At 58.2% G+C, this 23,728-nt stretch carries 21 protein-coding genes; 3 read left to right on the top strand and 18 right to left on the bottom strand.

What is annotated here, in order from left to right:
* Window positions 1–3 precede the first annotated feature (3 nt).
* The 8 genes from IB252_RS13160 to IB252_RS13125 form a co-directional block, all read right to left on the bottom strand.
* The gene (locus tag IB252_RS13160; RefSeq protein ID WP_008150461.1) at window positions 4–897 is read right to left on the bottom strand and encodes an ABC transporter permease subunit; all 894 of its coding nucleotides are present in this window, start codon (window positions 895–897) and stop codon (window positions 4–6) included.
* Window positions 894–1,775 carry an ABC transporter permease subunit gene (locus IB252_RS13155; RefSeq protein ID WP_256596767.1) on the bottom strand — a complete coding sequence of 294 codons (882 nt, stop codon included), beginning with the start codon at window positions 1,773–1,775 and terminating at the stop codon, window positions 894–896. The genes IB252_RS13160 and IB252_RS13155 overlap by 4 nt, the downstream gene beginning before the upstream one ends.
* Window positions 1,776–1,810: 35 nt before the next feature.
* Entirely contained in the window at window positions 1,811–2,953 is a 1,143-nt protein-coding gene (locus IB252_RS13150; protein WP_111448387.1) for an ABC transporter ATP-binding protein, read from the bottom strand.
* 73 nt (window positions 2,954–3,026) lie between these two features.
* Complete coding sequence (locus IB252_RS13145; protein ID WP_192409046.1) at window positions 3,027–4,124, bottom strand: polyamine ABC transporter substrate-binding protein; 1,098 nt, start codon at window positions 4,122–4,124, stop codon at window positions 3,027–3,029.
* 188 nt (window positions 4,125–4,312) lie between these two features.
* Window positions 4,313–5,425 (bottom strand): polyamine ABC transporter substrate-binding protein, encoded by a 1,113-nt coding sequence (locus IB252_RS13140; RefSeq protein ID WP_192409044.1) that lies wholly within the window; start codon window positions 5,423–5,425, stop codon window positions 4,313–4,315.
* Window positions 5,426–5,593: 168 nt separating this feature from the next.
* Window positions 5,594–6,958 carry an aspartate aminotransferase family protein gene (locus tag IB252_RS13135; RefSeq protein WP_192409042.1) on the bottom strand — a complete coding sequence of 455 codons (1,365 nt, stop codon included), beginning with the start codon at window positions 6,956–6,958 and terminating at the stop codon, window positions 5,594–5,596.
* 58 nt (window positions 6,959–7,016) lie between these two features.
* Complete coding sequence (locus IB252_RS13130; protein WP_056738830.1) at window positions 7,017–8,375, bottom strand: glutamine synthetase family protein; 1,359 nt, start codon at window positions 8,373–8,375, stop codon at window positions 7,017–7,019.
* Between the two features lie 37 nt (window positions 8,376–8,412).
* Window positions 8,413–9,189 (bottom strand): gamma-glutamyl-gamma-aminobutyrate hydrolase family protein, encoded by a 777-nt coding sequence (locus IB252_RS13125; protein ID WP_192409040.1) that lies wholly within the window; start codon window positions 9,187–9,189, stop codon window positions 8,413–8,415.
* 278 nt (window positions 9,190–9,467) lie between these two features.
* Between IB252_RS13125 and IB252_RS13120 the strand changes: the two genes are divergently transcribed.
* Complete coding sequence (locus IB252_RS13120; RefSeq protein WP_008150449.1) at window positions 9,468–10,844, top strand: glutamine synthetase family protein; 1,377 nt, start codon at window positions 9,468–9,470, stop codon at window positions 10,842–10,844.
* A 241-nt stretch (window positions 10,845–11,085) separates the two neighbouring features.
* Window positions 11,086–11,718 (top strand): TetR/AcrR family transcriptional regulator, encoded by a 633-nt coding sequence (locus IB252_RS13115; RefSeq protein WP_192409038.1) that lies wholly within the window; start codon window positions 11,086–11,088, stop codon window positions 11,716–11,718.
* A 201-nt stretch (window positions 11,719–11,919) separates the two neighbouring features.
* Here the strand turns inward: IB252_RS13115 and IB252_RS13110 are convergent, their stop codons facing one another.
* The 9 genes from IB252_RS13110 to IB252_RS13070 form a co-directional block, all read right to left on the bottom strand.
* A complete protein-coding gene (locus IB252_RS13110; protein ID WP_003229256.1) occupies window positions 11,920–12,135 on the bottom strand; it encodes a TOBE domain-containing protein in 216 nt (71 codons plus the stop codon).
* Window positions 12,136–12,168: 33 nt separating this feature from the next.
* The gene (ssuB, locus tag IB252_RS13105) at window positions 12,169–12,975 is read right to left on the bottom strand and encodes an aliphatic sulfonates ABC transporter ATP-binding protein (protein WP_192409037.1); all 807 of its coding nucleotides are present in this window, start codon (window positions 12,973–12,975) and stop codon (window positions 12,169–12,171) included.
* The gene (gene ssuC, locus IB252_RS13100) at window positions 12,972–13,754 is read right to left on the bottom strand and encodes an aliphatic sulfonate ABC transporter permease SsuC (protein ID WP_192409035.1); all 783 of its coding nucleotides are present in this window, start codon (window positions 13,752–13,754) and stop codon (window positions 12,972–12,974) included. Before ssuC ends, ssuB begins: the two co-directional genes overlap by 4 nt.
* An 8-nt stretch (window positions 13,755–13,762) precedes the next feature.
* Complete coding sequence (gene ssuD, locus IB252_RS13095) at window positions 13,763–14,911, bottom strand: FMNH2-dependent alkanesulfonate monooxygenase (RefSeq protein ID WP_192409033.1); 1,149 nt, start codon at window positions 14,909–14,911, stop codon at window positions 13,763–13,765.
* A gap of 25 nt (window positions 14,912–14,936) precedes the next feature.
* The gene (locus IB252_RS13090) at window positions 14,937–15,902 is read right to left on the bottom strand and encodes a sulfonate ABC transporter substrate-binding protein (RefSeq protein WP_192409031.1); all 966 of its coding nucleotides are present in this window, start codon (window positions 15,900–15,902) and stop codon (window positions 14,937–14,939) included.
* Window positions 15,903–15,991: 89 nt separating this feature from the next.
* Window positions 15,992–16,585, bottom strand: coding sequence for an NADPH-dependent FMN reductase (gene ssuE, locus IB252_RS13085; RefSeq protein ID WP_192409029.1), 594 nt, complete (start codon window positions 16,583–16,585; stop codon window positions 15,992–15,994).
* A gap of 292 nt (window positions 16,586–16,877) precedes the next feature.
* The gene (locus tag IB252_RS13080) at window positions 16,878–17,516 is read right to left on the bottom strand and encodes a peroxiredoxin (protein WP_046053759.1); all 639 of its coding nucleotides are present in this window, start codon (window positions 17,514–17,516) and stop codon (window positions 16,878–16,880) included.
* A gap of 295 nt (window positions 17,517–17,811) precedes the next feature.
* Window positions 17,812–19,194, bottom strand: coding sequence for an OprD family porin (locus IB252_RS13075; protein ID WP_192409027.1), 1,383 nt, complete (start codon window positions 19,192–19,194; stop codon window positions 17,812–17,814).
* 355 nt (window positions 19,195–19,549) lie between these two features.
* A complete protein-coding gene (locus IB252_RS13070; RefSeq protein WP_192409025.1) occupies window positions 19,550–20,884 on the bottom strand; it encodes an OprD family porin in 1,335 nt (444 codons plus the stop codon).
* A 360-nt stretch (window positions 20,885–21,244) separates the two neighbouring features.
* On the opposite strand from IB252_RS13070, the gene tauA reads away from it, so the two are divergent.
* Window positions 21,245–22,234 (top strand): taurine ABC transporter substrate-binding protein, encoded by a 990-nt coding sequence (gene tauA / locus IB252_RS13065; protein ID WP_192409023.1) that lies wholly within the window; start codon window positions 21,245–21,247, stop codon window positions 22,232–22,234.
* A 122-nt stretch (window positions 22,235–22,356) separates the two neighbouring features.
* Here tauA and argA read toward each other — a convergent pair whose 3' ends face one another.
* Window positions 22,357–23,655 (bottom strand): amino-acid N-acetyltransferase, encoded by a 1,299-nt coding sequence (gene argA, locus IB252_RS13060; RefSeq protein WP_192409021.1) that lies wholly within the window; start codon window positions 23,653–23,655, stop codon window positions 22,357–22,359.
* Window positions 23,656–23,728 lie beyond the last annotated feature (73 nt).

The raw sequence follows: 23,728 nt of genomic DNA, 5'->3' as shown, positions 1-23,728 counted from the left end.
CCTTCAAGCCGCTTCCGGCGCCTGCTGTGCGCGACGCACGTCCGGTTGTTTCCAGGAGTCGGCAGCGCCTTCTTCGATCGCCTGCTGGATCGCACGTTTGCGACTTTCTTCGGCACGACGGCTGAAGAACCAGACCAGGAACGTCATCAGCGATACCGCCAGCAAAATCAGACTGGCCACGGCGTTGATCTCGGGTTTCACGCCCAGACGCACCGCCGAGAACACTTCCATCGGCAGGGTCGTCGAACCCGGGCCCGATACGAAGCTCGCCAACACCAGGTCATCCAGGGACAAGGCGAACGACATCATGCCGCCGGCCCCCAACGATGGCGCAATCATCGGGATGGTGATCAGGAAGAACACCTTCCATGGCCGCGCGCCAAGGTCCATGGCCGCCTCTTCGATGGACAGGTCCAGCTCACGCAAGCGCGCCGAGACCACCACCGCCACATACGCCGCACAGAACGTGGTGTGGGCGATCCAGATGGTGATGATGCCGCGTTCCTGTGGCCAACCGATCATCTGCGCCATCGCCACGAACAGCAGCAACAGCGACAGACCGGTGATCACTTCAGGCATCACCAGCGGCGCAGTGACCAGGCCACCGAACAGCGTGCGACCCTTGAAGCGGGTGATACGGGTCAGTACAAACGCCGCCAACGTACCCAGCACCACCGCCGCCACCGCCGTGTAGCAGGCGATTTCCAGCGAGCGCACCACCGAGCCCATCAGTTGGGTGTTGTCCATCAAGCCGACGTACCACTTGATCGACCAGCCGCCCCACACCGTCACCAGTTTCGAGGCGTTGAACGAGTAGATCACCAGGATCAGCATCGGCGCGTAGATGAACAGCAAACCCGCCACCAGCATGAAACTTGAGAAACGGAAGCGCTTCATTCTTTACCCTCCATTTCCTTGGCCTGACTGCGGTTGAACAGGATAATCGGCACAATCAGGATCGCCAGCATCACCACCGCCAGGGCAGACGCCACCGGCCAGTCACGGTTGTTGAAGAACTCTTGCCAGAGCACTTTACCGATCATCAGGGTTTCCGGACCGCCGAGCAGTTCCGGGATCACGAACTCGCCCACCACCGGAATGAACACCAGCATGCAGCCGGCGACGATGCCGTTCTTGGACAGGGGAATGGTGATCTTCCAGAAGCTGTTGAAGTTACTCGAACCCAGGTCGGAGGCAGCTTCCAGCAGGCTGTTGTCGTGCTTCACCAGGTTGGCGTAGAGCGGCAGGATCATGAACGGCAGGTACGAATAAACGACGCCGATGTACACCGCGAGGTTGGTGTTGAGGATCTGCAGCGGTTCGTCGATCCAGCCCATGCTCATCAGGAAACCATTGAGCAGACCGTTGTTGCTGAGGATGCCCATCCATGCATAAACGCGGATCAGGATCGCGGTCCAGGTCGGCATCATAATCAGCAGCACCAGCACCGTTTGCAGCTCTTTACGGGCACTGGCGATGGCGTAGGCCATCGGGTAGCCGATCAGCAAACAGAGGACGGTGCTGATCAGCGCCATCTTCAACGAGCCGAGGTAGGCGGCGATGTACAACTCGTCGCCGGCCAGCATCGCGTAGTTGCTCAGGTTAAGCAGCAACTGCACCTTTTGGTCGAGGTAGCTGTAGATCTCGGTGTACGGCGGAATGGCCACGTCGGCTTCGGCGAAGCTGATCTTCAGAACAATGAAGAACGGCAACATGAAGAACATGAACAACCAAATGAACGGAACCCCGATGACCATCTGACGGCCACCGGGAATTATTCGATTGAGTCTGCGTTTGAATTTGCGCATGTTCATGAGCGAAGTACCACGCCGCTGTCGTCTTCCCAATACACGTAGACCTGGTCACCCCAGGTTGGACGCTGACCGCGGCGCTCGGCGTTGGCGACGAAAGACTGGACGATCTTGCCGCTCGGCAGTTCGACGTAGAACACCGAGTGGCCACCGAGGTAGGCGATGTCGTGCACCTTGCCGCTGGACCAGTTGTATTCGCAGGTCGGCATGGTCGGCGTCACCAGCAGTTTTTCCGGACGGATCGCGTAGGTCACGGATTTGTCCTGCACCGAGGTGCTGATGCCGTGGCCCACGTAAATCTGCCGGTCCAGGTCCTTGCAGGTGATGATTGCGTGGCCTTCGGCATCGTCGATCACTTCACCGTCGAAGATGTTGACGTTGCCGATGAACTCGCAGACCAGACGGCTGGTCGGGGTTTCATAGATGTCGATCGGGCTGCCGATCTGGGCGATCCAGCCCAGGTGCATGATCGCGATGCGCTCGGCCATGGTCATGGCCTCTTCCTGGTCGTGGGTCACCATGACGCAGGTTACGCCGACCCGCTCGATGATTTCGACCAGCTCCAGCTGCATTTGCGAACGCAGCTTCTTGTCCAGAGCACCCATCGGTTCGTCGAGCAGCAACAGCTTCGGCCGCTTGGCCAGGGAACGCGCCAGGGCCACACGCTGACGCTGGCCACCGGACAACTGATGCGGCTTGCGCTTGGCGTATTGCGTCATCTGAACCAGCTTGAGCATGTCCGCGACACGGGCATCGACTTCAGCTGCGGGGATTTTGTCCTGTTTGAGGCCAAATGCGATGTTCTGCGCCACGGTCATGTGCGGGAACAAGGCGTAGGACTGGAACATCATGTTGATCGGCCGCTCGTAAGGCGGCATGTCGGTGATGTCTACGCCATCGAGGAAAATGCGCCCCTCCGTGGGCCGTTCGAAGCCTGCGAGCATGCGCAGCAACGTGGATTTGCCCGATCCCGAACCGCCGAGCAGGGCGAAAATCTCGCCTTTCTTGATTTCCAGGGACACATCGTCCACGGCAATCGTCTCGTCGAACTTCTTCGTGACCCGGTCGATTTTGACCAACACCTGTTTAGGTGATTGATCGCCCTCGAGGGCTTTCTTATAGGCGCCGGAGGCAACTGCCATTTACGAAACTCCCAGAAAAAAAGAGTGCAGTTCGCTCAAGGTGAGCCAACCTTGGATAATTTGAGCCTTGCAGCTATTTACCCGACTTGACCTTGGTCCAGCTGCGGGTCATCAAACGTTGAATGTTTGGTGGTAACTCGATAGACACGTAGGTCTTGTCGAGGACGGCTTGCGGTGGATAAACCGACTCGTCAGTACGGATGGACTGTTCCATCAATTTGTCCGAGCCGGGGTTGGGGTTCGCATAGCCAACAGAATCGCTGACCTGTGCGATCACCTCGGGTTTCAACAAGTAATTGATGAAGGTGTGGGCTTCCTTGACGTTGGCCGCGTCCTTGGGGATCGCCAGCATATCGAACCAGAGCGCGCCGCCCTCTTTGGGAATGGTGTAAGCGATGTTCATGCCCTTGCCGGCCTCAGCCGCCCGGGCCTTGGCTTGAAACATGTCACCGGAGAAGCCGATCGCGATGCAGATATCGCCGTTGGCAAGGTCCGCGATGTACTTGGACGAGTGGAAGTACGTCACGTAAGGCCGCACCGCCAGCAACTTGGCTTCGGCTTTCTTGTAATCTTCGGGGTTGGTGCTGTTGGCGTTCAGGCCCATGTAGTTGAGGACCGTGGGCATCATTTCATCGGCGGAGTCGAGGAACGCCACACCACAGCTTTGCAGCTTCTTGATGTTTTCCGGTTCGAACACAGCGCTCCAGGAATCGATCTTGTCGACGCCCAATACCGCCTTGATCTTGTCGACGTTGTAACCAATGCCGTTGGTGCCCCAAAGGTACGGTACGGCGTATTGGTTACCCGGATCGTTTTGCTCCAGGCGCTTGAGCAGCACCGGGTCGAGATTGGCATAGTTGCTCAGCTTCGACTTGTCGAGCTTCTGGAAGGCGCCGGCCTTGATCTGCTTGCCAAGGAAGTGATTGGACGGCACGACCACGTCGTAACCGGTGCGCCCGGCCAGCAACTTGCCTTCCAGGGTTTCGTTAGAGTCGAAAACGTCATAAACCGGTTTGATGCCGGACTCTTTCTGGAAGTCGGCCAGGGTGGTCGAGCCGATGTAGTCGGACCAGTTATAAATATGCACGGTACTCGCGGCCTGGACGCTGACAGCCAGTGTCAGTCCGGCGCCGACCAGCACGGCATTGCGCAACAAAGAAAAAACAGGCACGTGGAGGTCCTCTAAAATTAGTTGGGCCCAAGTTGCCCCGCGTTACATGACAGCGATGGCTGCCTGGCAACAAAACCGGCGCGCAACTTACCCTCGAAAAACCGTTCCAGCAAAACTTTCTGTCATTTAATTACACCGGCTGCCGTCACCGCGCAGGCGACGACAGCAGGTGATTACCTCAAACCGGCTTACTTACCGGATTTGATCTTGGTCCAACTGCGAGTCAGCAGTCGCTGGGTCGCGGCCGGCAAGTCGGCAATCGCGTACAGCTTGGCCTGCACTTCCGGCGACGGGTAGATGCCCGGGTCACTAGTGATGTCTTTATCGACCAGTGCGGTGGCGGCCGCGTTACCGTTCGGGAAGCGCACGGCGTTGGTGATTGCAGCCATGACTTCCGGCTTCTGCAGGTAGGTCATGAACTTGTAGGCGCCTTCGACGTTTTCGGCATCTTTAGGGATGGCGACCATGTCGTAGAAGCTGCCCGCACCTTCTTTCGGAATGTTGTAGCTGACTTTCACCTTGTCACCGGCTTCAGCAGCACGGGACTTGGCCTGATAGACGTCACCCGAATAACCGACTGCGACGCAGATGTTGCCGTTGGCCAGGTCGGAGATGTACTTGGACGAGTGGAAGTAAGCGATCGAAGGACGGACTTTCAGCAGCAGCGCTTCAGCCTTGTCGATGTCTTCTTTCTTCTGGCTGTCGGTTGGCAGGCCCAGGTAGTGCAGCGCCGCCGGAATCATCTCGGTTGGCGAATCCAGCAGGCTGATACCGCAAGACTTCAGCTTGGCGGCGTTTTCAGGCTTGAAGATCAGGTCCCAGGAGTTGGTTGGAGCATCGGCACCCAATGCAGCCTTGACCTTCTCGGCGTTGAAGCCGATACCGATCGAACCCCACATGTAAGGGAAGGCGTGTTCGTTGCCCGGGTCGCTCACCGATACCGCTTTGAGCAGTTCAGGGTTCAGGTTCTTCCAGTTAGGCAGCTTGGACTTGTCCAGCTTCTGGTAAACGCCGGCCTTGATCTGCTTGGCCAGGAAGTTGTTCGACGGTACGACGATGTCGTAACCGGACTTGCCTGCCAGCAACTTGGCTTCCAGAGTTTCGTTGCTGTCAAAAACGTCGTACACCACCTTGATCCCGGACTCTTTTTCAAAGTTCGCGATGGTGTCCGGTGCAATATAGTCGGACCAGTTATAGACGTGCAGGACCTTGTCGTCCGCCTGCACCGCGCCCGCCATCATGCCCATCAGGGACATGGCAAGGAGAGTCTTGCCAGCAAACTTCTTTCCTAATGCCTTCATTCGTAATGCTCCAAATTTTTCTTTTTTGAACCACTTTGTTCAGCGGCCGAACCCGGACAACTGGAACCGCGACTAGTCTGGCAAGATCCGAGGCGGTCTTTCAAGGAAAGCCCGCCCTTCAAGACTGCTCTGAGCGAAAGTTTCATATGTCCGCTCAGAGCCTAGCACTTAGCCCTGCAACGCACTCAGGGTCAGGTCCAGACACTTGCGTGCCTTGGTCACCAACTCATCGATTTCAGCCGGTGTAATCACCAGTGGCGGAGCGATGATCATGGTGTCGCCGACGGCGCGCATGATCAGGCCGTTTTCGAAGCAGAACGTGCGGCAAATCATGCCGGCGCCCTTGCCTTCGTAACGCTTGCGAGTGGCTTTGTCCTTCACCAGCTCGATCGCCCCCAGCAGACCTACCCCACGCACTTCCCCCACCAACGGGTGATCGCTCAGTTCCCGTAGACGCTTTTGCAAATAGGGTGCCGTTTCTGCATGAACGCGCTCGATAATTTTTTCTTCGCGCAGGATGCGGATGTTTTCCAGTGCCACCGCAGCAGCCACCGGGTGTCCGGAATAGGTGAAACCGTGGTTGAAATCGCCACCTTCGTTGAGCACCGCCACCACTTCATCGCGCACGATCAGGCCACCCATAGGGATGTAGCCGGACGTCAGGCCTTTGGCGATGGTCATCATGTCGGGTTTGAGGTCGTAGAAATCGCTACCGAACCACTCACCGGTACGGCCGAAACCACAGATCACTTCGTCAGCCACGAACAGGATGTCGTACTTGGCGAGGATTTCCTTGATGCGCGGCCAGTAGGTGGCAGGCGGAATGATCACGCCGCCGGCACCCTGGATCGGCTCGGCAATAAAGGCACCGACGTTGTCCACGCCGACTTCCAGAATCTTCTCTTCCAGCTGATTGGCCGCCCAGATACCGAACTCTTCCGGCGTCATCTCGCCGCCTTCAGCGAACCAGTACGGCTGCGCGATGTGGACGATGCCCGGGATCGGCAAATCGCCTTGTTCGTGCATGTACGTCATGCCACCCAGGCTCGCGCCGGCCACGGTGGAACCGTGATAGCCGTTTTTGCGGCTGATGATGACTTTCTTCTTCGGCTGGCCCTTGATCGCCCAGTAGTGGCGAACCATACGCAGCATGGTGTCGTTGCCTTCAGAGCCGGAACCGGTGAAGAACACGTGGTTCATGCCTTGTGGCGCGATGTCGGAGATGGCCTTGGCCAGTTCCAGCACCGGCGGGTGAGCCGTTTGGAAGAACAGGTTGTAGTAAGGCAGTTCGCGCATTTGTTTGCTGGCGGCATCGGCCAGTTCATCGCGACCGTAGCCGATGGCTACGCACCACAGACCGGCCATGCCGTCGAGGATCTTGTTGCCTTCGCTGTCCCAGAGGTAAACGCCCTTGGCGTTGGTGATGATCCGCGGGCCTTTCTCTTTCAGCTGCTTGAAATCGCTGAACGGGGCCAGGTGGTGATCGTTGCTCAGGGTTTGCCATTCACGGGTTTGCGGGTTGTTGCTGGTCATGCGAATTCTCCTAAGATTTCAGTGAAAGGCGCGGCAATTTCCAGCCGCGCCCGGCGCATCAGACGGCGAAGAGCAGGAATTCCCGCTCCCAGGAACTGATCACGCGCTTGAAGTTTTCATGCTCGGCCCGCTTGACCGCGACGTAGCCAGTGATGAATTTCTTGCCCAGGTATTTCTCGATAGTCGCGCTGTGTTCCATGCGTTCCAGCGCGTCTTCGATGGTCAGTGGCAGGCGCAGGTTGCGGCGTTCATAGCCACGGCCCACCACCGGCGCACTTGGGTTCAAACCTTCGACCATGCCGATGTAACCGCAGAGCAGGCTCGCGGCAATCGCCAGGTACGGGTTGGCGTCGGCGCCCGGCAGGCGGTTTTCCACCCGACGGTTTTGCGGCCCGGCATCCGGAACCCGCAGGCCCACGGTACGGTTCTCTTCGCCCCACTCCACGTTCACCGGTGCCGAGGTGTCCGGCAGGAAGCGGCGGAACGAGTTGACGTTCGGCGCGAACAGCGGCAACAGCTCAGGGATCAGTTTCTGCAAACCACCGATGTGGTTCAGGAACAGCTGGCTCATGGTCCCGTCTTCATTGGAGAAGACGTTCTTGCCGGTCTCGATGTCGATGATGCTCTGGTGCAAGTGCATCGCGCTGCCCGGCTCGCCGGTCATGGGCTTGGCCATAAAGGTGGCTGCCACATCGTGCTTGAGCGCGGCTTCGCGCATGGTGCGCTTGAACACCAGGATCTGGTCGGCCAGGGACAGGGCATCGCCGTGACGGAAGTTGATTTCCATCTGCGCCGTGCCGTCCTCGTGGATCAGCGTGTCGAGGTCCAGTTCCTGCAATTCGCACCAGTCGTAGACGTCTTCGAACAGCGGATCGAATTCGTTCGCCGCTTCAATCGAGAAGGACTGGCGACCGGTTTCCGGGCGACCGGAACGGCCAATCGGCGGTTGCAGCGGGAAGTCCGGGTCTTCGCAGCGCTTGGTCAGGTAAAACTCCATTTCTGGCGCCACGATCGGCTGCCAGCCCTTGTCGGAATAGAGTTTCAGCACCTTTTTGAGCACGTTGCGCGGCGACAGCTCGATGGGGTTGCCTTGCTTGTCGTAGGTGTCGTGGATCACCTGAGCGGTAGGCTCGATGGCCCAGGGCACCAGGAATACCGCGTTCTGGTCGGGGCGGCAGATCATGTCGATGTCGGCCGGGTCGAGCAGTTCGTAATAGATGTCGTCTTCGACATAGTCGCCGGTCACGGTCTGCAACAGAACGCTCTCGGGCAGGCGCATGCCTTTTTCGGCAATGAACTTGTTGGTCGGCGAAATCTTGCCCCGGGTGATCCCGGTCAAGTCGGCGATCATGCATTCGACTTCTGTGATCTTGTGGTCTTTCAACCAATCGGTGAGCTGGTCGAGGTTGTTACTCATAAATGCCTCTTAGGCTGAGTTTCCTGACTCTAATAAGTCAGGCGTTGTTTGACGCATCGGCGTCGCGTTGTAATGCGTGCTTACGACAGGCATCGCCAAATGCCTGGAAGATCGCAAGGTAATCCGGGTTTGAGCTTACCTGCCATTCGGGATGCCATTGCACTCCCAAAGCAAAACCCTTGCCCTGCGGGACCGAGACTGCCTCAATCAACCCGTCAGGCGCCAAGGCTTCGACGCAAAGGCCCGGCGCCAGACGTTCAACGCCCTGACCATGAATCGAATTGACCTGTATCTCGCTCGCCAGGCCCAGACCTGCGAGCACACCACCCGGTTGAATGTGCACAGGGTGACTTGGCGCATACTGCCCTTCAAGCGGTAGGCTATCGTCTTCACGGTGATCCATGAATGGACCGGCTTCGTGGACTTTTTGATGCAGGCTGCCGCCGAACGCCACATTCATTTCCTGGAAGCCGCGGCAAATGCCGAGCACGGGAATACCGGCCTCGACGGCGGCGCGGATCAACGGGAGGGTGGTGGCATCACGTGCAGAATCATGAGCAGTGCCCGGCGCGCTGGCTGGGCCGCTATAGTGAAACGGTTCTATATTGGAAGGAGAGCCTGTAAAGAGGATGCCATCCAGACCGTCCAGAATATCGGACGGTGCCAGCAAATCGGCCAGGGACGGAAGAATCACCGGCAGCCCCTTGGCCGCTGAGGCCACGGCGCGGACGTACTTGTCGCCACTGATGTGATAAGCATGCAGACCGATCTGCTTAGAGCAGGCGGTGACGCCGATTAACGGCAGGCGAGCCATGAAGCACCCCGGTATTATTGGTGTTATGGGTTTGAATCGAGCTTAGCCTTGTTCATTTTTTTACACAACACCCCCGTAAAAAATACAACACGGCCTGCTCCAGCCCGCAGGCGCTAAAGCGCTCAAAGGCATAAAAACGCCCCAAAGTGCCTCAAAAAAGCCCCACGGGTGCTTTTTTAGGGCAAAAAAGGCCTCGCTTGACTTCGGCATGCCGTTCGGGTTGACTGGAATCCGAAGAGATCAATGATTGATATTTTTAACAACAAAGGTGTTGCATCATGTCGGTACCCCCGCGTGCCGTTCAGCTTAACGAAGCGAACGCGTTCCTTAAGGAACATCCTGAGGTTCTGTACGTTGACCTTCTGATTGCGGATATGAATGGTGTGGTGCGCGGCAAGCGCATTGAACGCACCAGCCTCCACAAGGTTTACGAGAAAGGCATCAACCTGCCGGCCTCTCTATTTGCTCTGGATATCAATGGCTCGACGGTGGAAAGCACCGGCCTGGGCCTGGACATCGGCGATGCTGACCGAATCTGCTATCCAATCCCTGACACCCTGTGCAACGAGCCTTGGCAGAAGCGCCCTACCGCGCAACTGTTAATGACCATGCACGAACTTGAAGGTGAACCTTTCTTCGCGGATCCCCGTGAAGTTCTGCGTCAAGTTGTTGCCAAGTTCGACGAGATGGGTCTGACCATCTGCGCCGCGTTCGAACTGGAGTTCTACCTGATCGACCAGGAGAACGTGAACGGTCGCCCACAACCGCCTCGCTCGCCAATCTCCGGCAAGCGCCCGCATTCGACCCAGGTTTACCTGATCGACGACCTCGACGAATACGTCGACTGCCTCCAGGACATTCTGGAAGGTGCGAAAGAGCAAGGCATCCCTGCCGACGCGATCGTCAAGGAAAGTGCCCCGGCGCAGTTCGAAGTGAACCTGCACCACGTTGCCGACCCGATCAAGGCCTGCGACTACGCGGTCCTGCTAAAACGCCTGATCAAAAACATCGCCTACGACCATGAAATGGACACCACGTTCATGGCCAAGCCTTACCCGGGCCAGGCGGGCAACGGTCTGCATGTCCACATCTCGATTCTTGATAAAGACGGCAAAAACATTTTTGCCAGTGAGGATCCCGAGCAGAACGCCGCACTGCGTCACGCGATCGGCGGTGTGCTCGAGACCCTACCGGCGCAGATGGCTTTCCTCTGCCCGAACGTCAACTCCTACCGTCGTTTCGGTGCACAGTTCTACGTGCCGAACGCACCGTGCTGGGGTCTGGACAACCGTACTGTTGCGGTGCGTGTGCCGACCGGTTCCGCCGACGCGGTCCGTCTGGAACACCGCGTTGCCGGCGCCGATGCCAACCCGTACCTGCTGATGGCTTCGGTCCTGGCAGGCGTGCACCACGGCCTGACCAACAAGATCGAGCCGGGCGCACCCGTGGAAGGCAACTCCTACGAGCAGAACGAGCAAAGCCTGCCGAACAACCTGCGCGATGCATTGCGTGAGCTGGACGACAGCGAAGTCATGGCCAAGTACATCGACCCGAAATACATCGATATCTTCGTCGCGTGTAAAGAGAGCGAGCTGGAGGAGTTCGAACACTCCATCTCCGACCTCGAGTACAACTGGTACCTGCATACCGTGTAAGTGGTTGCAGTAAAAACAACGCCGCCGGCTTCACAGCCTGCGGCGTTTTTTTATGGCTGAACACAGACTTTGTGGCGAGGGGATTTATCCCCGTTCGGCTGCGAAGCAGTCGCAAAACCTCTGTACGCGATACGCCTGACACACCGCAGCTGCAGGCTTTGGGGCCGCTTCGCGACCCAACGGGGATATGGAACATCTGCCCGCTCTGCGTACAATGCCCGCTGCCCCGCAGGAGACTTCAATGACGCGCACCGCCACCCTTCGCAAACCCCGCGCTCGCAGCCAGGCCCGGATCGACTCGATACTCGATGCCGCCCGCACGCTGCTGGCTGCCGAGGGCGTGGCCAGCCTGTCGATCTACAGCGTCGCCGAACGCGCGGAGATCCCGCCCTCCTCCGTCTACCACTTCTTTGCCAGCGTCCCGGCGCTGCTCGAAGCCCTGACGGCCGATGTCCATGCTGCGTTCCGTGCCTGCCTGCAAGCGCCCATCGACCACGAAGCCCTCAACGGCTGGCGCGATCTGTCGCGACTGGTGGAACAGCGCATGCTCGACATCTATGACGAAGACGCCGCCGCCCGCCAACTGATCCTTGCCCAGCACGGGCTGACCGAAGTCACCCAGGCTGACCGTCAGCACGACATCGAACTCGGCGACTTGATGCACAAACTCTTCGATCATCACTTCGAGCTGCCGAGACTGCCGACCGACGTTGATGTGTTTGCGTTGGCCATGGAGCTCGGCGACCGCGTCTATGCGCGCTCGGTGCAACAACACGGACAGATTACGCCGCGCATGGCTGAGGAAGGGATGCGGGTGTTTGATGCGTATTTGGGGCTGTATTTGCCACCCTATTTGCCCAAGCGCACCGTTTGATTATTCGCTGACCATCTTGGCCTCATCGCGAGCAGGCTCGCTCCCACATTGAGTTAGTGTCGGGCACACAATTCATGCTCACTGGAGATCAACTGTGGGAGCGAGCCTGCTCGCGATAGCCGCACCGCTGATTTACCGGAAAACACGCATAAAAAACCCCGAAGGGCTTAAACCGTTCGGGGTTGTTGTTTGCGCACGCGCTTACAACTTGGCGATCGACACCTCGGTGGATTTTACAAACGCGATCACTTCGCTGCCGACCACCAGTTCCAGCTCTTTCACCGAGCGAGTGGTGATCACCGAGGTGACGATGCCGGAAGCGGTCTGTACGTCGATTTCGGACAGCACGTCGCCGAGAACGATTTCCTTGATGGAGCCTTTGAACTGGTTGCGAACGTTGATGGCTTTGATCGTCATGATGTTGATTCCTGTCGTTGGATAAGGCTTGAGTTATTGAGCCCAGCGCAACTGCGTGGGCAATGGTGAAACAGGTTCCGGTGCCGGCGGTTCGCCGGGCAACGCCAGCACGCGATTGAGTACTTCGGTTTCCAGCGCCGCCAGCCGATGGGAGCCACGAACCCGAGGGCGCGGCAGCTCAACGTGCAGGTCGAGGCCGACTTCGCCCTCTTCGATCAGGATCACCCGATCGGCAATCGCCACCGCTTCACTGACATCGTGGGTGACCAGCAACACGGTAAAACCGTGCTTCTGCCAGAGCCGCTCGATCAGTTGCTGCATTTCAATTCGGGTCAGTGCGTCAAGCGCGCCCAGCGGTTCGTCCAGCAACAGCAAACGCGGTTGGTGGATCAGCGCGCGGGCCAGGGCCACCCGTTGCTTCTGGCCACCGGACAAGGCGGCCGGCCATTCATTGGCGCGATCCGCCAGGCCCACCGACTCCAACGCCTCCAGCGCTTGCGGACGCCAGTTGCCCTTGAGCCCGAGGCCGACGTTGTCGATGACCTTTTTCCACGGCAGCAAGCGCGCTTCCTGGAACATCAATCGAGTGTCTTCCCGCGCCTTACTCAGCGGCGCAGAACCTGCGAGCAATTCACCGCCCGTGGGCTTGTTGAGACCGGCGAGCAAGCGCAGCAAGGTGCTTTTGCCGCAACCGCTACGACCGACCACAGCGACAAACTGACCGGCCGGGATGTGCAGATCGATCTCGCGCAAAACCTGGCGCGTACCAAAAGTCTTCTGCAGTTTGCGCACTGCCAGCGGAATCCCGCGCAGCAGGCGTGGAGGTTGTTGAGCCGTCATGCCGCACCTCCTTTAACAACCTGATAGGCCGGGTGCCAGCGCAACCACACGCGTTCAAGTCCACGGGCCGCGAGGTCGGCGAGTTTGCCGAGCACGGCGTACAACAGAATCGCCAGTACCACCACGTCGGTCTGCAAGAACTCCCGGGCATTCATCGCCAGGTAGCCGATGCCGGAACTGGCGGAAATGGTTTCCGCGACGATCAACGTCAGCCACATGAAGCCCAGTGCGAACCGCACGCCGACCAGAATCGAAGGCAGCGCCCCCGGCAGAATCACCTGACGGAACAGGCTGAAACCGGACAAGCCATAACTGCGGGACATTTCCACCAGCGCCGGATCAACGTTGCGGATGCCGTGATACGTGTTGAGGTAGATCGGGAACAACGTGCCCAACGCCACCAGGAAAATCTTCGCCGACTCATCGATGCCGAACCACAGGATCACCAGTGGAATCAGCGCCAGGTGCGGCACGTTGCGGATCATCTGCATCGAACTGTCGAGCAGGCGTTCGCCCCATTTCGACAGGCCGGTGATGAAGCCCAGGGTCAGACCGATGCTGCCGCCGATGGCGAATCCCAGCGCTGCACGCCAGCCGCTGATCGCCAGGTGCGTCCAGATTTCACCACTGCGCACCAAGCTGACGCCAGCTTCGATGACGGCGATTGGCGCCGGCAGAATCCGTGTCGACAACCAGCCCGCCGACACCGACAACTGCCACACCGCCAGCAGCAACAACGGCAACGCCCAAGGCGCGAGGCTATGGATGATTTTCTTCATGGCGCGCCTCAGCTCTGCGACGCGGCTTTGGGAAGAATGTCGTTGGCGACCATCTCACCAAACGGGCTGACGTAACCGGCACTTTTCGGCAATTCCGGACGCTCGATATCGAGGTGCGGGAACAGCAATTCGGCGACGCGGTACGACTCTTCCAGGTGTGGATAACCGGAGAAGATGAACGTGTCGATGCCCAGGTCCGCGTATTCCTTTACGCGAGCGGCCACGGTCGGACCGTCGCCCACCAATGCTGTACCGGCACCGCCACGCACCAGGCCGACACCGGCCCACAGGTTGGGGCTGACTTCCAGGTTGTCACGGCTGCCGCCATGCAGCGCGGCCATGCGTTGCTGACCGACCGAGTCGAAACGCGCCAGAGAAGTCTGGGCACGAGCGATGGTGTCGTCGTCCAGATGAGAGATCAGCCGATCCGCCGCTTGCCAGGCTTCGGCATTGGTTTCACGAACGATCACATGCAAACGAATGCCGAAGCGCACGGTGCGCCCGAGCTTCGCGGCTTTGGCGCGTACTTGTTCGATCTTCTCGGCAACCGCAGCCGGCGGCTCGCCCCAGGTCAAAACCATTTCGACCTGCTCTGCCGCGAGGTCTTGCGCCGCTTCCGAAGAACCGCCGAAGTACAGCGGCGGGCGCGGTTGCTGGATCGGCGGGTAGAGCAATTTCGCGCCCTTCACGCTGATGTGCTGACCGTCGTAATCGACGGTTTCGCCTTCCAGCACGCGGCGCCAGATGCGGGTGAATTCCACCGAGGCTTGATAGCGCTCTTCGTGAGTCAGAAACAAACCGTCGCCGGCCAATTCTTCCGGATCACCGCCGGTTACCAAGTTGAACAACGCACGGCCGCCGGACAGGCGATCCAGCGTCGCAGCCTGACGCGCGGCCACCGTCGGGGAAATGATCCCGGGGCGTAGCGCGACGAGGAATTTCAAACGCTGGGTCACCGGGATCAGCGACGCGGCGACCAGCCACGAGTCTTCGCAAGAGCGACCCGTAGGAATCAGCACCCCGCCGAAGCCCAGACGATCCGCCGCTTGCGCAACTTGTTGCAGATAACCGTGGTCGACGGCGCGGGCGCCTTCGGCGGTGCCAAGGTAATGGCCGTCGCCGTGGGTAGGCAGGAACCAGAAGATATTGAGGCTCATGGAGTGGTCTCCTTAGGGATTCGAATTACTGAGCGTTGGCAACGGCCGCCGGTGGCGTCCAGATCACGTCTTTGATGCTCAGCGGCTTTGGAATCAGCTTGAGCTGGTAGAAGCTGTCGGCGATTTTCTGTTGCGCGGCGACCACTTCAGGCGTGAGGAACAGCGCGCCGTAACCCTGGCGTTTCACCGAAGTCAGGGTGATGTCCGCCGGCAAACCGAGCAGTGGCGAGACTTGTTGGGTCACCTCGATGGGATTGGCCTTGGACCACTCACCGACCGCGCGCACTTCTTCCACCAGGGTCTTGATCACCTCAGGATTTTTCTGCGCGTACGGCTTGGTCGCGAGGTAGAACTGATGGTTGTCGACGATGCCTTGGCCATCACGCAGGGTGCGTGTTTGCAACTGTTGTTCGGCGGCGGCCTGGTACGGGTCCCAGATCACCCAGGCATCGACACTGCCACGTTCGAACGCAGCGCGGGCATCGGCCGGCGGCAGGAATACGGTCTGGATGTCGGTGTAGTTGAGGCCGGCATCTTCAAGCGCGCGGACCAGCAGGTAGTGAACGTTGGAGCCTTTGTTCAGGACGACTTTCTTGCCCTTGAGGTCCTGCACCGATTTGATCGGCGAGTCCTTCGGCACCAGGATCGCTTCGCTGTGAGGCGCCGGCGGTTCGTAGGCGACGTAGAGCAGATCGGCACCGGCTGCTTGAGCGAATACCGGTGGCGTTTCACCCGTCACGCCGAAGTCGATGGAGCCGACGTTCAGGCCTTCGAGCAATTGCGGGCCGCCGGGGAATTCAGTCCATTGCACGTCCACGCCTTGGGCGGCGAGGCGTTTTTCCAAAGTGCCCTTGGCTTTGAGCAGCACCAAAGTGCCGTATTTTTGATAGCCGATTCGCAACGTCTCGGCCTGTGCTTGAGAAATAACGCCGAAGGACACAGCCGCAGCAAACAGAGCGACCAGACCACGACGCAAAATGACAGTGCGCATGGCGCTCTCCTTTTTGCAGTTGGGTTTTGGCTGCACCTGCTTGGCCGTTAGCGGCTGAGTAAGGTGAGTACTTCAAATTGGGGTAAGGCTTAAATGCTCCAGCGAGCACTCAACAAACGTTCATTCAACAGGTTCGGATCGATCGGCTTGGGCCGTCGGGCCATGGCGCTGAAAAACAGCTCCAGCGATTCATTCAGTCTTTCTTCCAGCTCCGGCGCCAACTGCGCCTGGACGCTGCCTTCGCCGTAAGCGATCTGGCTGTCTACGGCGAAAATCCCGTGGAGCATTTCCTGGGCTTTCAACGCCGACAGCACCGGTTTTAGCGCGTAATCCACCGCCAACATGTGAGCGATGCTGCCGCCGGTGGCCATTGGCAAAACCACTTTGTGGGCCAGGGCGCGTTCGGGCAGCAGGTCCAGCACGGTTTTCAATGCGCCGGAGAACGATGCTTTGTAGACCGGCGTGGCGATCAGCAGGCCATCGGCGTTTTCAATCTGTTGCAGCAGGTCGATCACCTTCGGGCTGTCGAAGCGCGCATGCAGCAAGTCTTCAGCCGGGAAGTCCCGTACCTGGTAACTCACCACTTCCACACCTTGCCCCTGCAACCAGCGTTGGGAGCGCTCCAGCAGTACGCCGGAACGGGAGCGTTGGCTGGGACTGCCACCGAGTGAGACGACCAGCATTCAGAGGATTCCTTGAACGGTGTTGGCGATTCGCGGTTTGCGATCTCGCGTTGATGGAAGTGACCTTAACAGGTGATTGTTATATCCATAAATCATATTTATTCATTTGGTTATTCTTTATAGATCTATATGAAATAGCTTTTCCGGGCAAAAAAACAGGCCGTAAAAACGGCCCGAAATCCCTGCTGATCGTTCCCACGCTCTGCGTGGTAATGCCTCAAGGGACGCTCCGCGTCCAGTGACGCGGAGCGTCACGGGCTGCATTCCCACGCAGAGCGTGGGAACGATCAATTCAACGATTGGGCTGTGGCGTCAGACGCAGGTACGGCTTCACCGCGCGATAGCCCTTGGGAAAGCGTTTGTTGATTTCGTCTTCGTCCTTGAGCGACGGCACGATTACCACTTCATCACCGTCCTGCCAGTTGGCCGGGGTGGCCACCTTGTAGTTGTCGGTCAGTTGCAGCGAGTCGATCACTCGCAGAATTTCATGGAAGTTACGGCCGGTGCTAGCCGGGTAGGTGATGGTCAGCCGAACCTTTTTGTTCGGGTCGATCACGAACAGCGAACGCACGGTCAGGGTGTCGTTGGCGTTCGGGTGGATCAGGTCGTAGAGGTCCGAGACCTTGCGGTCGGCGTCGGCAAGGATCGGGAAGTTGACGAGGGTGTTCTGGGTTTCGTTGATGTCTTCGATCCACTTGTGGTGCGAATCCACCGGGTCCACGGACAGGGCAATGGCTTTCACACCACGTTGGGCAAATTCGTCCTTGAGCTTGGCAGTGAAGCCCAACTCCGTGGTGCACACCGGGGTGAAGTCCGCCGGGTGGGAAAACAGCACACCCCAGCTATCGCCCAGCCATTCGTGGAAACGGAGGGTGCCGGCGCTGGAATCCTGTTCAAAGTCGGGGGCAATGTCGCCCAGTCTGAGGCTCATGGTGCTGCTCCTGGTGAGTGCTTGTTGAGGTCAACTGTGCCTGCATTTTTTATTCATTAAAAAGAATAAATATCGATTTATTTAGATCGTAAATGAATATTAAAAATGTGTTCACTGGACCTCGGCGACGATCAGGACGACCATCGCCCACAAGGTTCGAGAAGGCCTTGAGTTGCTGCACAAAGAGGGAAATTTCGAGGAGGGTTTACGGGGGTGAGCCTGACTTGAAAATGCAAAAGCCCCGCCCGGCGAGATGCCGGGCGGGGCTTTTTTTACTTCAGTTACGCGAGTGCTATTACAACAGCGGGATCGAGTAGCTGACGATCAGACGGTTTTCGTCCTGGTCGCGTTGGCCCGGGATGTCGTTGCGCCACATGGCGTTTTTCCACGTGAGGCCCAGGTTTTTCAGTGGGCCTTCCTGGACTACGTACGCCAGGGTCAGGTCGCGTTCCCACTCAGAGCGGCCGGTTGCGTTAACGCTAGTCTGAGCAGCACCCACTTTACCGGTGGTGTCGATGTTATCGCCACGCAGGTAAACGATGCCGGCAGTTGCGCCTGGCAGGCCAAGCTTGGCGAAGTCATACGAGTAGCGAGCTTGCCAGGTACGTTCGCCGGCGCGAGCGAACTTGGCAATCTGCGAGTCGGTAGTGAGGTAAGCCGACGAGCCGTCACCCTGGTTCAACCAAGGGAAATCGCTGTTACCGTTGCTGACCTGGTAACCGCCACCGAAGGTGTGACCGGCAACCGAGTACAGGAACAGGCCGCTATACAGGTTGTTGTCGACTTTGCCTTTGGTGATGCCAGTACCGTAGTCACCCGTGGTGAAGTAGGCGGACTCATGGCCGTTGGCGCCATCGTCACGGCTGTTGAAGTAACGGAAGTCAGACTTCAGTACGCCCGGACCGATCGACCAGTTGTGAACCAGACCCAGGAAGTGCTGCTTGTAGAAATCTTCCAGGTTGCCGTAGTAGTACTGGGCAGTCAGGTCTTTGGTGATCTTGTAGTCGCCACCACCGTAGATGAACTTGTTGCTGTCACGGCCGGAAGCGGTGGGGGAGTTCGCACCAGCAATCGACAACTCTTCGTTGTTGCTGGAGTTACGACCCTTGGCGTGCTCGATCTGACCACCGACCAGTGTCAGGTCTTTGATTTCGTTCGAGGTGATCTGACCACCTTGAAAGGTTTGCGGCAGCAGACGGCCATCGTTGGTCACGATAACCGGCAGTTTTGGCTGCAGGGTGCCCAACTTCAGCTCAGTCTGGGAGATCTTGGCCTTGGCCGTCAGACCCAGGCTGGAGAAGTTATCAACCGCTTCACCGTTAGACTTGCTTGGGAAAACAGTGCCGCCGTAAGAAGTCGAAGTGGCGCCGTTAGTGCCGCCGCCCGAATCCAGACGCACACCCAGCAGGCCGATAGCATCGATACCGAAGCCGACGGTGCCTTGGGTGTAGCCGGAGATGAAGCGCAGGTCGAAGCCTTGACCCCATTCTTCGTTCTTGCTTTGAACGCCGTTGGCCTTGACCCTGGCGGTACCCGCGTCGGAATCACGGTTATCGGTGTTGATGTAGAAGTTACGCAGCCCCAAAGTAGCTTTGCTGTCTTCGATGAAACCGGCGGCGCCTGCCTGCTGCGCCAAAACCCCTACGGCCACAGCCAGGGCCAAGGTGGACTTGTTCATTTGTTTCGCTCCTATCGTTTCTAATTTTTAAGGTCCTGAGTCGAATGCCCTGGATCCTGAAATGCTCGGTGAGTGCCAGACCGTGTGACTACGGCGATGGCCTGACCTCTGTGATTTTGGTCCGCATGATAAACACAAAAAGAATTATTTCATTACTTTTCATGCCATTCAGGAATATAGCTTCGTGCCATTACTCTGAGTCGGGACACAAGGTATCGGCTCATAAGCCACCCACTTTAGGCGTTTGGCCTAAAAGCTAAAAAGAATAAAAAATTACTACTTAAGCTATATTTGGAATATTAAAAAAAACACAAAAAAAAACCTCGCCGGCGGGCGAGGTTTTTTCTGATGGCTATTACAAGAAGCTGTAGGTGTAGTTGAAGATCAGACGGGTCTGGTCAACATCAGGGTTGTTGCTGACTTCACTGCCACGGTAGACGCCATTACGCAACGTCACGCCGAAACCTTTGAGAGCGCCCTGCTGGATGGTGTAGTCGATCCGCATGTCGCGTTCCCACTCGGACGCATCAGGGCCACTGCCGTTCGTTGCCTTGATGTTATCGCCGTGCAGGTAGGCGATCGAGGTTTTCAGGCCCGGTACACCCAACGCTGCGAAGTCATAGGAGTACTGACCGAAGGTGGTGTTTTCACCGGCACGGACAAAACCATTGATCATGGAGTCGGTGAACAGATAGAAGCTTGCGCCACCATTGCCTTCCGCATGGCCATTGCCATCAACCACGTTGCCCTGGTTCAGGTAAACGAAGCCGCCGTCATCGTTGACGCGCTGATGGCCCAGCAAGAAGGCATTGCCACCCAGGGTGTAGGTGAACATGGCGCTCCAGGTCTTGTTATCGACCTCGCCCGGCTTGCTGGCGTAACCGTTGTTGTTGTTGAAGCGATAACCCGCATCACCGTTCTTGCCGTTGGAGCTGCTGTCGAAATAGCGGATATCAGTCTTGAAGGACTGGTTGGCGTTGATCGGGAAGACGTGGATCAAGCCGAAGAAGTCCTGCTTGTAGTAGTCCTTCAGATCCGAGTGGTAGTACTGCAAGGTAAGGTCCTTGGTGACCTTCCAGTCAGCACCGCCATAGCGGAACTGGTTGCTGTCATGAGTACCGCCAGCCACGGCCAGGCCGGTGGAGTTTGACGAGGCGCGACCGGCCGAGTGTTCCAGCTGACCTGCGTTGAAGGTCACGTTGTCGATTTCCTTCGAGGTGAGGGTGCCACCGTCAAAGGTCTGTGGCAGCAGGCGGCTGTCGTTCGCTACCAAAATTGGCAAGTTAGGCTGCAGAGCGCCACCCAGATGGGCTTCGGTCTTCGAGAAGCGTGCCTTGACGTTAGCTGCTGCACGGCTCCATTCGTCCACAGCCGAACCATCGCTGTCGCTTGGGAAGAACGTGTTGTTGTTGGCTGGGTGGTGGCCTCTGCCGCCGTCCAGATGGATACCTACGAGGGCCTGGGCGTCGATACCGAAGCCGACAGTGCCTTGGGTGAAACCGGACAGATAATCGAACTTGAGGCCTTCAGCGGTCTCTCTCTGATCCGCGCCGCCTTCTCGGTTATCGTTATTGAAATACATGGTGCGAGAGCTGACGGAAGCCTTGCTGTCTTCCAGGAAACCCGCGGCGCCTGCCTGCTGCGCCAAAACCCCTACGGCCACGGCCAGAGCCAAGGTGGACTTGTTCATTGTTTCGCTCCTATCGTTTCTAATTCTTGTATTCCTGGTCCGGGGTTAATTGCCTCGGATCCTAAGATGCACGATTAGCGCCAGACCGTGACTCACAAGTCAATCGTAACTTTGTGTGTCTACGACCATAGTCTAATCCCCAGTAAATTCGCTCCTTGCCGGGCAATGAACGCTTCATAAACCCAAAAAGAATCACCCAATTCTTTTTCATACCGTTTAGGAATTAAGCTCCGCACACCTCTTGAGCCAGGACACGGGCACCGGCTCATAAGCTAATTCCTAAATGGTATTTGTTAGCCTTTTTTTAGATCGATTAGTTTTGATGCAGTCCACGATCAATCACTATCGAAAGGCAGCGCCATGACCACCAAACGCGCACTATCCGGCTCAATTGTTACAGTTTGTGTATCGCTAATAATATCCTTCAGCGCTCAAGCGGCAAACCTCACAATCGGTTATCAAACCGGCATCGACCCCAGCAAAGTCCCCCAGGCAGACGGACTGTACGAGAAAACCATAGGCCAGAAAATTGATTGGCGTCGTTTTAATAGCGGCCCGGAAGTGGTTACTGCCATTGCTTCTGGCGACGTGCAGATTGGCAACCTCGGCTCAAGTCCGCTGGCAGCCGCGGCTTCGCGCAATCTGCCAATCGTTGCGTTCATTGTTTCCGCCCAGATCAACGCTGCTGAAGCACTCGTGGTGCGCAATGGCAGCGGCATCGATAAACCGGATGATCTGATCGGCAAGACCATCGCCACCCCCTTCGTATCAACCTCCCACTACAGTTTGCTGGGTGCGTTGAAGCACTGGGGCCTGGATGCCTCGAAAGTCAAAGTGGTGAATTTGCAACCGGCGGAAATCGCGGCGGCGTGGAAGCGTGGTGACATCGATGGGGCGTTTGTCTGGTCACCCGCCCTGGGGGAAATTCGCAAGACTGGCAAGACCTTGACCGACGCGGCACAGGTCGGCCAATGGGGTGCACCGACCTTCGAGGTCTGGGTCGCGCGCAAGGATTACGCCGAGAAGCACCCAGAGGTGGTGGCCAAATTCGCCAAGGTCACGCTGGACGCGTTCGCCGACTATGCCGCGCATAAGGACAGCTGGACTGCTGACTCGGTACCGGTGCAAAAAATCGCCAAACTGACCGGTGCCAATGCCGTCGATGTGCCGGAGTTGCTGGCCGGTTCCACGTTCCCGGATGCAAAAGCCCAACAGACCACCGCGCTGCTGGAAGGCGGCACGGCCAAGGCGATTGGCGAGACGGCGAAGTTCTTGAAGGAACAAGGAAAGGTCGAGACGGTGCTGCCGGATTATTCGCCGTATGTCAGTGCGAAGTTTGTGCAGGATTGATGATCGTTCCCACGCTCTGCGTGGGAATGCAGCCCGGGACGCTCCGCGTCCCATCTAGAGCCGAACGCGGAGCGTCCGTTGAGGCATTCCCACGCAGAGCGTGGGAACGATCAAGCGTGCGGTCAGAGGGCTTTTTCGAAGATCTTCGAATTACGCTGGTAGTTGTACAGCGACGCCCGCGCTGATGGCAGACGTTCAACACTGCTCGGCACAAACCCACGCTCGCGAAACCAGTGAGCGGTGCGGGTCGTCAATACGAACAAGGTTTTCAGCCCCTGCGCCCGGGCGCGGGTTTCGATGCGCTCCAGCAGCTCATCACCACGACCGCCATGGCGATACTCCGGGTTCACCGCCAGACACGCCAACTCCCCCGCATCCGAATCAGCAATCTGATACAGCGCCGCACACGCGATGATCATGCCTTCGCGTTCGACCACACTGAACTGCTCGATCTCACGCTCCAGCACCTCGCGGGAACGCCGAACCAGAATGCCCTGCTCTTCCAGCGGGCTAATCAAGTCCAGCAAACCACCGACGTCTTCGATGGCCGCTTCGCGCACCACCTCGAATTGCTCCTGGGCCACCAGCGTACCGCCGCCATCGCGGGTGAACAGTTCGGTAAGCAATGCGCCGTTTTCGACATAACTGACGATATGGCTGCGGGCGACACCGCCGCGGCAGGCCTCAGCGGCCGCATCCAGCAGCTCAGCCTGATAGTTGCTGCCCAGGCGCTGCAGATGCGCTGGCACTTGTTGCGGACGCAACTCACGAACCAGACGACCGTTTTCATCGATCAGCCCCAGGTCAGCACCGAACAACAGAAGCTTGTCCGCCCCCAGATCGATGGCCGCACGGGTGGCGACGTCTTCGCAGGCGAGGTTGAAAATCTCACCGGTCGGCGAGTAGCCCAGCGGCGACAACAGCACGATGGAACGCTCATCCAGCAGGCGATTGATGCCCTTGCGGTCGACCCGACGCACTTCGCCAGTGTGGTGATAGTCGACACCTTCCAGCACGCCAATCGGCCGCGCCGTCACCAGGTTGCCGCTGGCCACCCGCAGACGCGAGCCCTGCATCGGCGATGAAGCCATGTCCATGGACAGCCGCGCCTCGATGGCGATGCGCAGCTGGCCGACCGCATCGATCACACACTCCAGCGTTGCGGCATCGGTGATGCGCATGCCGTGGTGGTAATGCGGGGGCAGGCCGCGCGCAGCCAGGCGGGTTTCAATTTGCGGACGGGAACCGTGAACCAGCACCAATCGCACGCCCAGACTGTGCAACAGCACCAGGTCGTGGACGATATTGCCGAAGTTCGGGTGCTCCACGCCGTCGCCGGGCAGCATGACGACGAACGTGCAATCGCGGTGGGCGTTGATGTAAGGCGAAGCGTGACGAAGCCAATTAACGTATTCGGGCATGAACCTGGGCCTGTAATAAATAGCAGCCAAAAAATGGGCGAAACAGAAAACGCACAGCGGGCTGATGGTTATC

The sequence above is a fragment of the Pseudomonas sp. PDM10 genome (genome assembly GCF_014852295.1).
GTDB lineage: Bacteria > Pseudomonadota > Gammaproteobacteria > Pseudomonadales > Pseudomonadaceae > Aquipseudomonas.
The sequence above is the reverse complement of the archived record's forward strand: the minus strand, read 5'-3'. Positions and strand labels throughout refer to the sequence as shown.

What these genes read in the sequence shown, in the direction of transcription:
- IB252_RS13125 (WP_192409040.1), bottom strand. Translation starts at nt 9,189, where the DNA reads ATGGCTCGCCTGCCGTTAATCGGCGTCACCGCCTGCTCTAAGCAGATC.
- IB252_RS13135 (WP_192409042.1), bottom strand. Translation starts at nt 6,958, where the DNA reads ATGACCAGCAACAACCCGCAAACCCGTGAATGGCAAACCCTGAGCAAC.
- tauA (WP_192409023.1), top strand. Translation starts at nt 21,245, where the DNA reads ATGACCACCAAACGCGCACTATCCGGCTCAATTGTTACAGTTTGTGTA.
- ssuE (WP_192409029.1), bottom strand. Translation starts at nt 16,585, where the DNA reads ATGCTGGTCGTCTCACTCGGTGGCAGTCCCAGCCAACGCTCCCGTTCC.
- IB252_RS13160 (WP_008150461.1), bottom strand. Translation starts at nt 897, where the DNA reads ATGAAGCGCTTCCGTTTCTCAAGTTTCATGCTGGTGGCGGGTTTGCTG.
- IB252_RS13080 (WP_046053759.1), bottom strand. Translation starts at nt 17,516, where the DNA reads ATGAGCCTCAGACTGGGCGACATTGCCCCCGACTTTGAACAGGATTCC.
- IB252_RS13070 (WP_192409025.1), bottom strand. Translation starts at nt 20,884, where the DNA reads ATGAACAAGTCCACCTTGGCTCTGGCCGTGGCCGTAGGGGTTTTGGCG.
- IB252_RS13075 (WP_192409027.1), bottom strand. Translation starts at nt 19,194, where the DNA reads ATGAACAAGTCCACCTTGGCCCTGGCTGTGGCCGTAGGGGTTTTGGCG.
- IB252_RS13140 (WP_192409044.1), bottom strand. Translation starts at nt 5,425, where the DNA reads ATGAAGGCATTAGGAAAGAAGTTTGCTGGCAAGACTCTCCTTGCCATG.
- IB252_RS13090 (WP_192409031.1), bottom strand. Translation starts at nt 15,902, where the DNA reads ATGCGCACTGTCATTTTGCGTCGTGGTCTGGTCGCTCTGTTTGCTGCG.
- argA (WP_192409021.1), bottom strand. Translation starts at nt 23,655, where the DNA reads ATGCCCGAATACGTTAATTGGCTTCGTCACGCTTCGCCTTACATCAAC.
- IB252_RS13120 (WP_008150449.1), top strand. Translation starts at nt 9,468, where the DNA reads ATGTCGGTACCCCCGCGTGCCGTTCAGCTTAACGAAGCGAACGCGTTC.
- ssuD (WP_192409033.1), bottom strand. Translation starts at nt 14,911, where the DNA reads ATGAGCCTCAATATCTTCTGGTTCCTGCCTACCCACGGCGACGGCCAT.
- IB252_RS13110 (WP_003229256.1), bottom strand. Translation starts at nt 12,135, where the DNA reads ATGACGATCAAAGCCATCAACGTTCGCAACCAGTTCAAAGGCTCCATC.
- IB252_RS13115 (WP_192409038.1), top strand. Translation starts at nt 11,086, where the DNA reads ATGACGCGCACCGCCACCCTTCGCAAACCCCGCGCTCGCAGCCAGGCC.
- IB252_RS13130 (WP_056738830.1), bottom strand. Translation starts at nt 8,375, where the DNA reads ATGAGTAACAACCTCGACCAGCTCACCGATTGGTTGAAAGACCACAAG.
- ssuB (WP_192409037.1), bottom strand. Translation starts at nt 12,975, where the DNA reads ATGACGGCTCAACAACCTCCACGCCTGCTGCGCGGGATTCCGCTGGCA.
- IB252_RS13150 (WP_111448387.1), bottom strand. Translation starts at nt 2,953, where the DNA reads ATGGCAGTTGCCTCCGGCGCCTATAAGAAAGCCCTCGAGGGCGATCAA.
- ssuC (WP_192409035.1), bottom strand. Translation starts at nt 13,754, where the DNA reads ATGAAGAAAATCATCCATAGCCTCGCGCCTTGGGCGTTGCCGTTGTTG.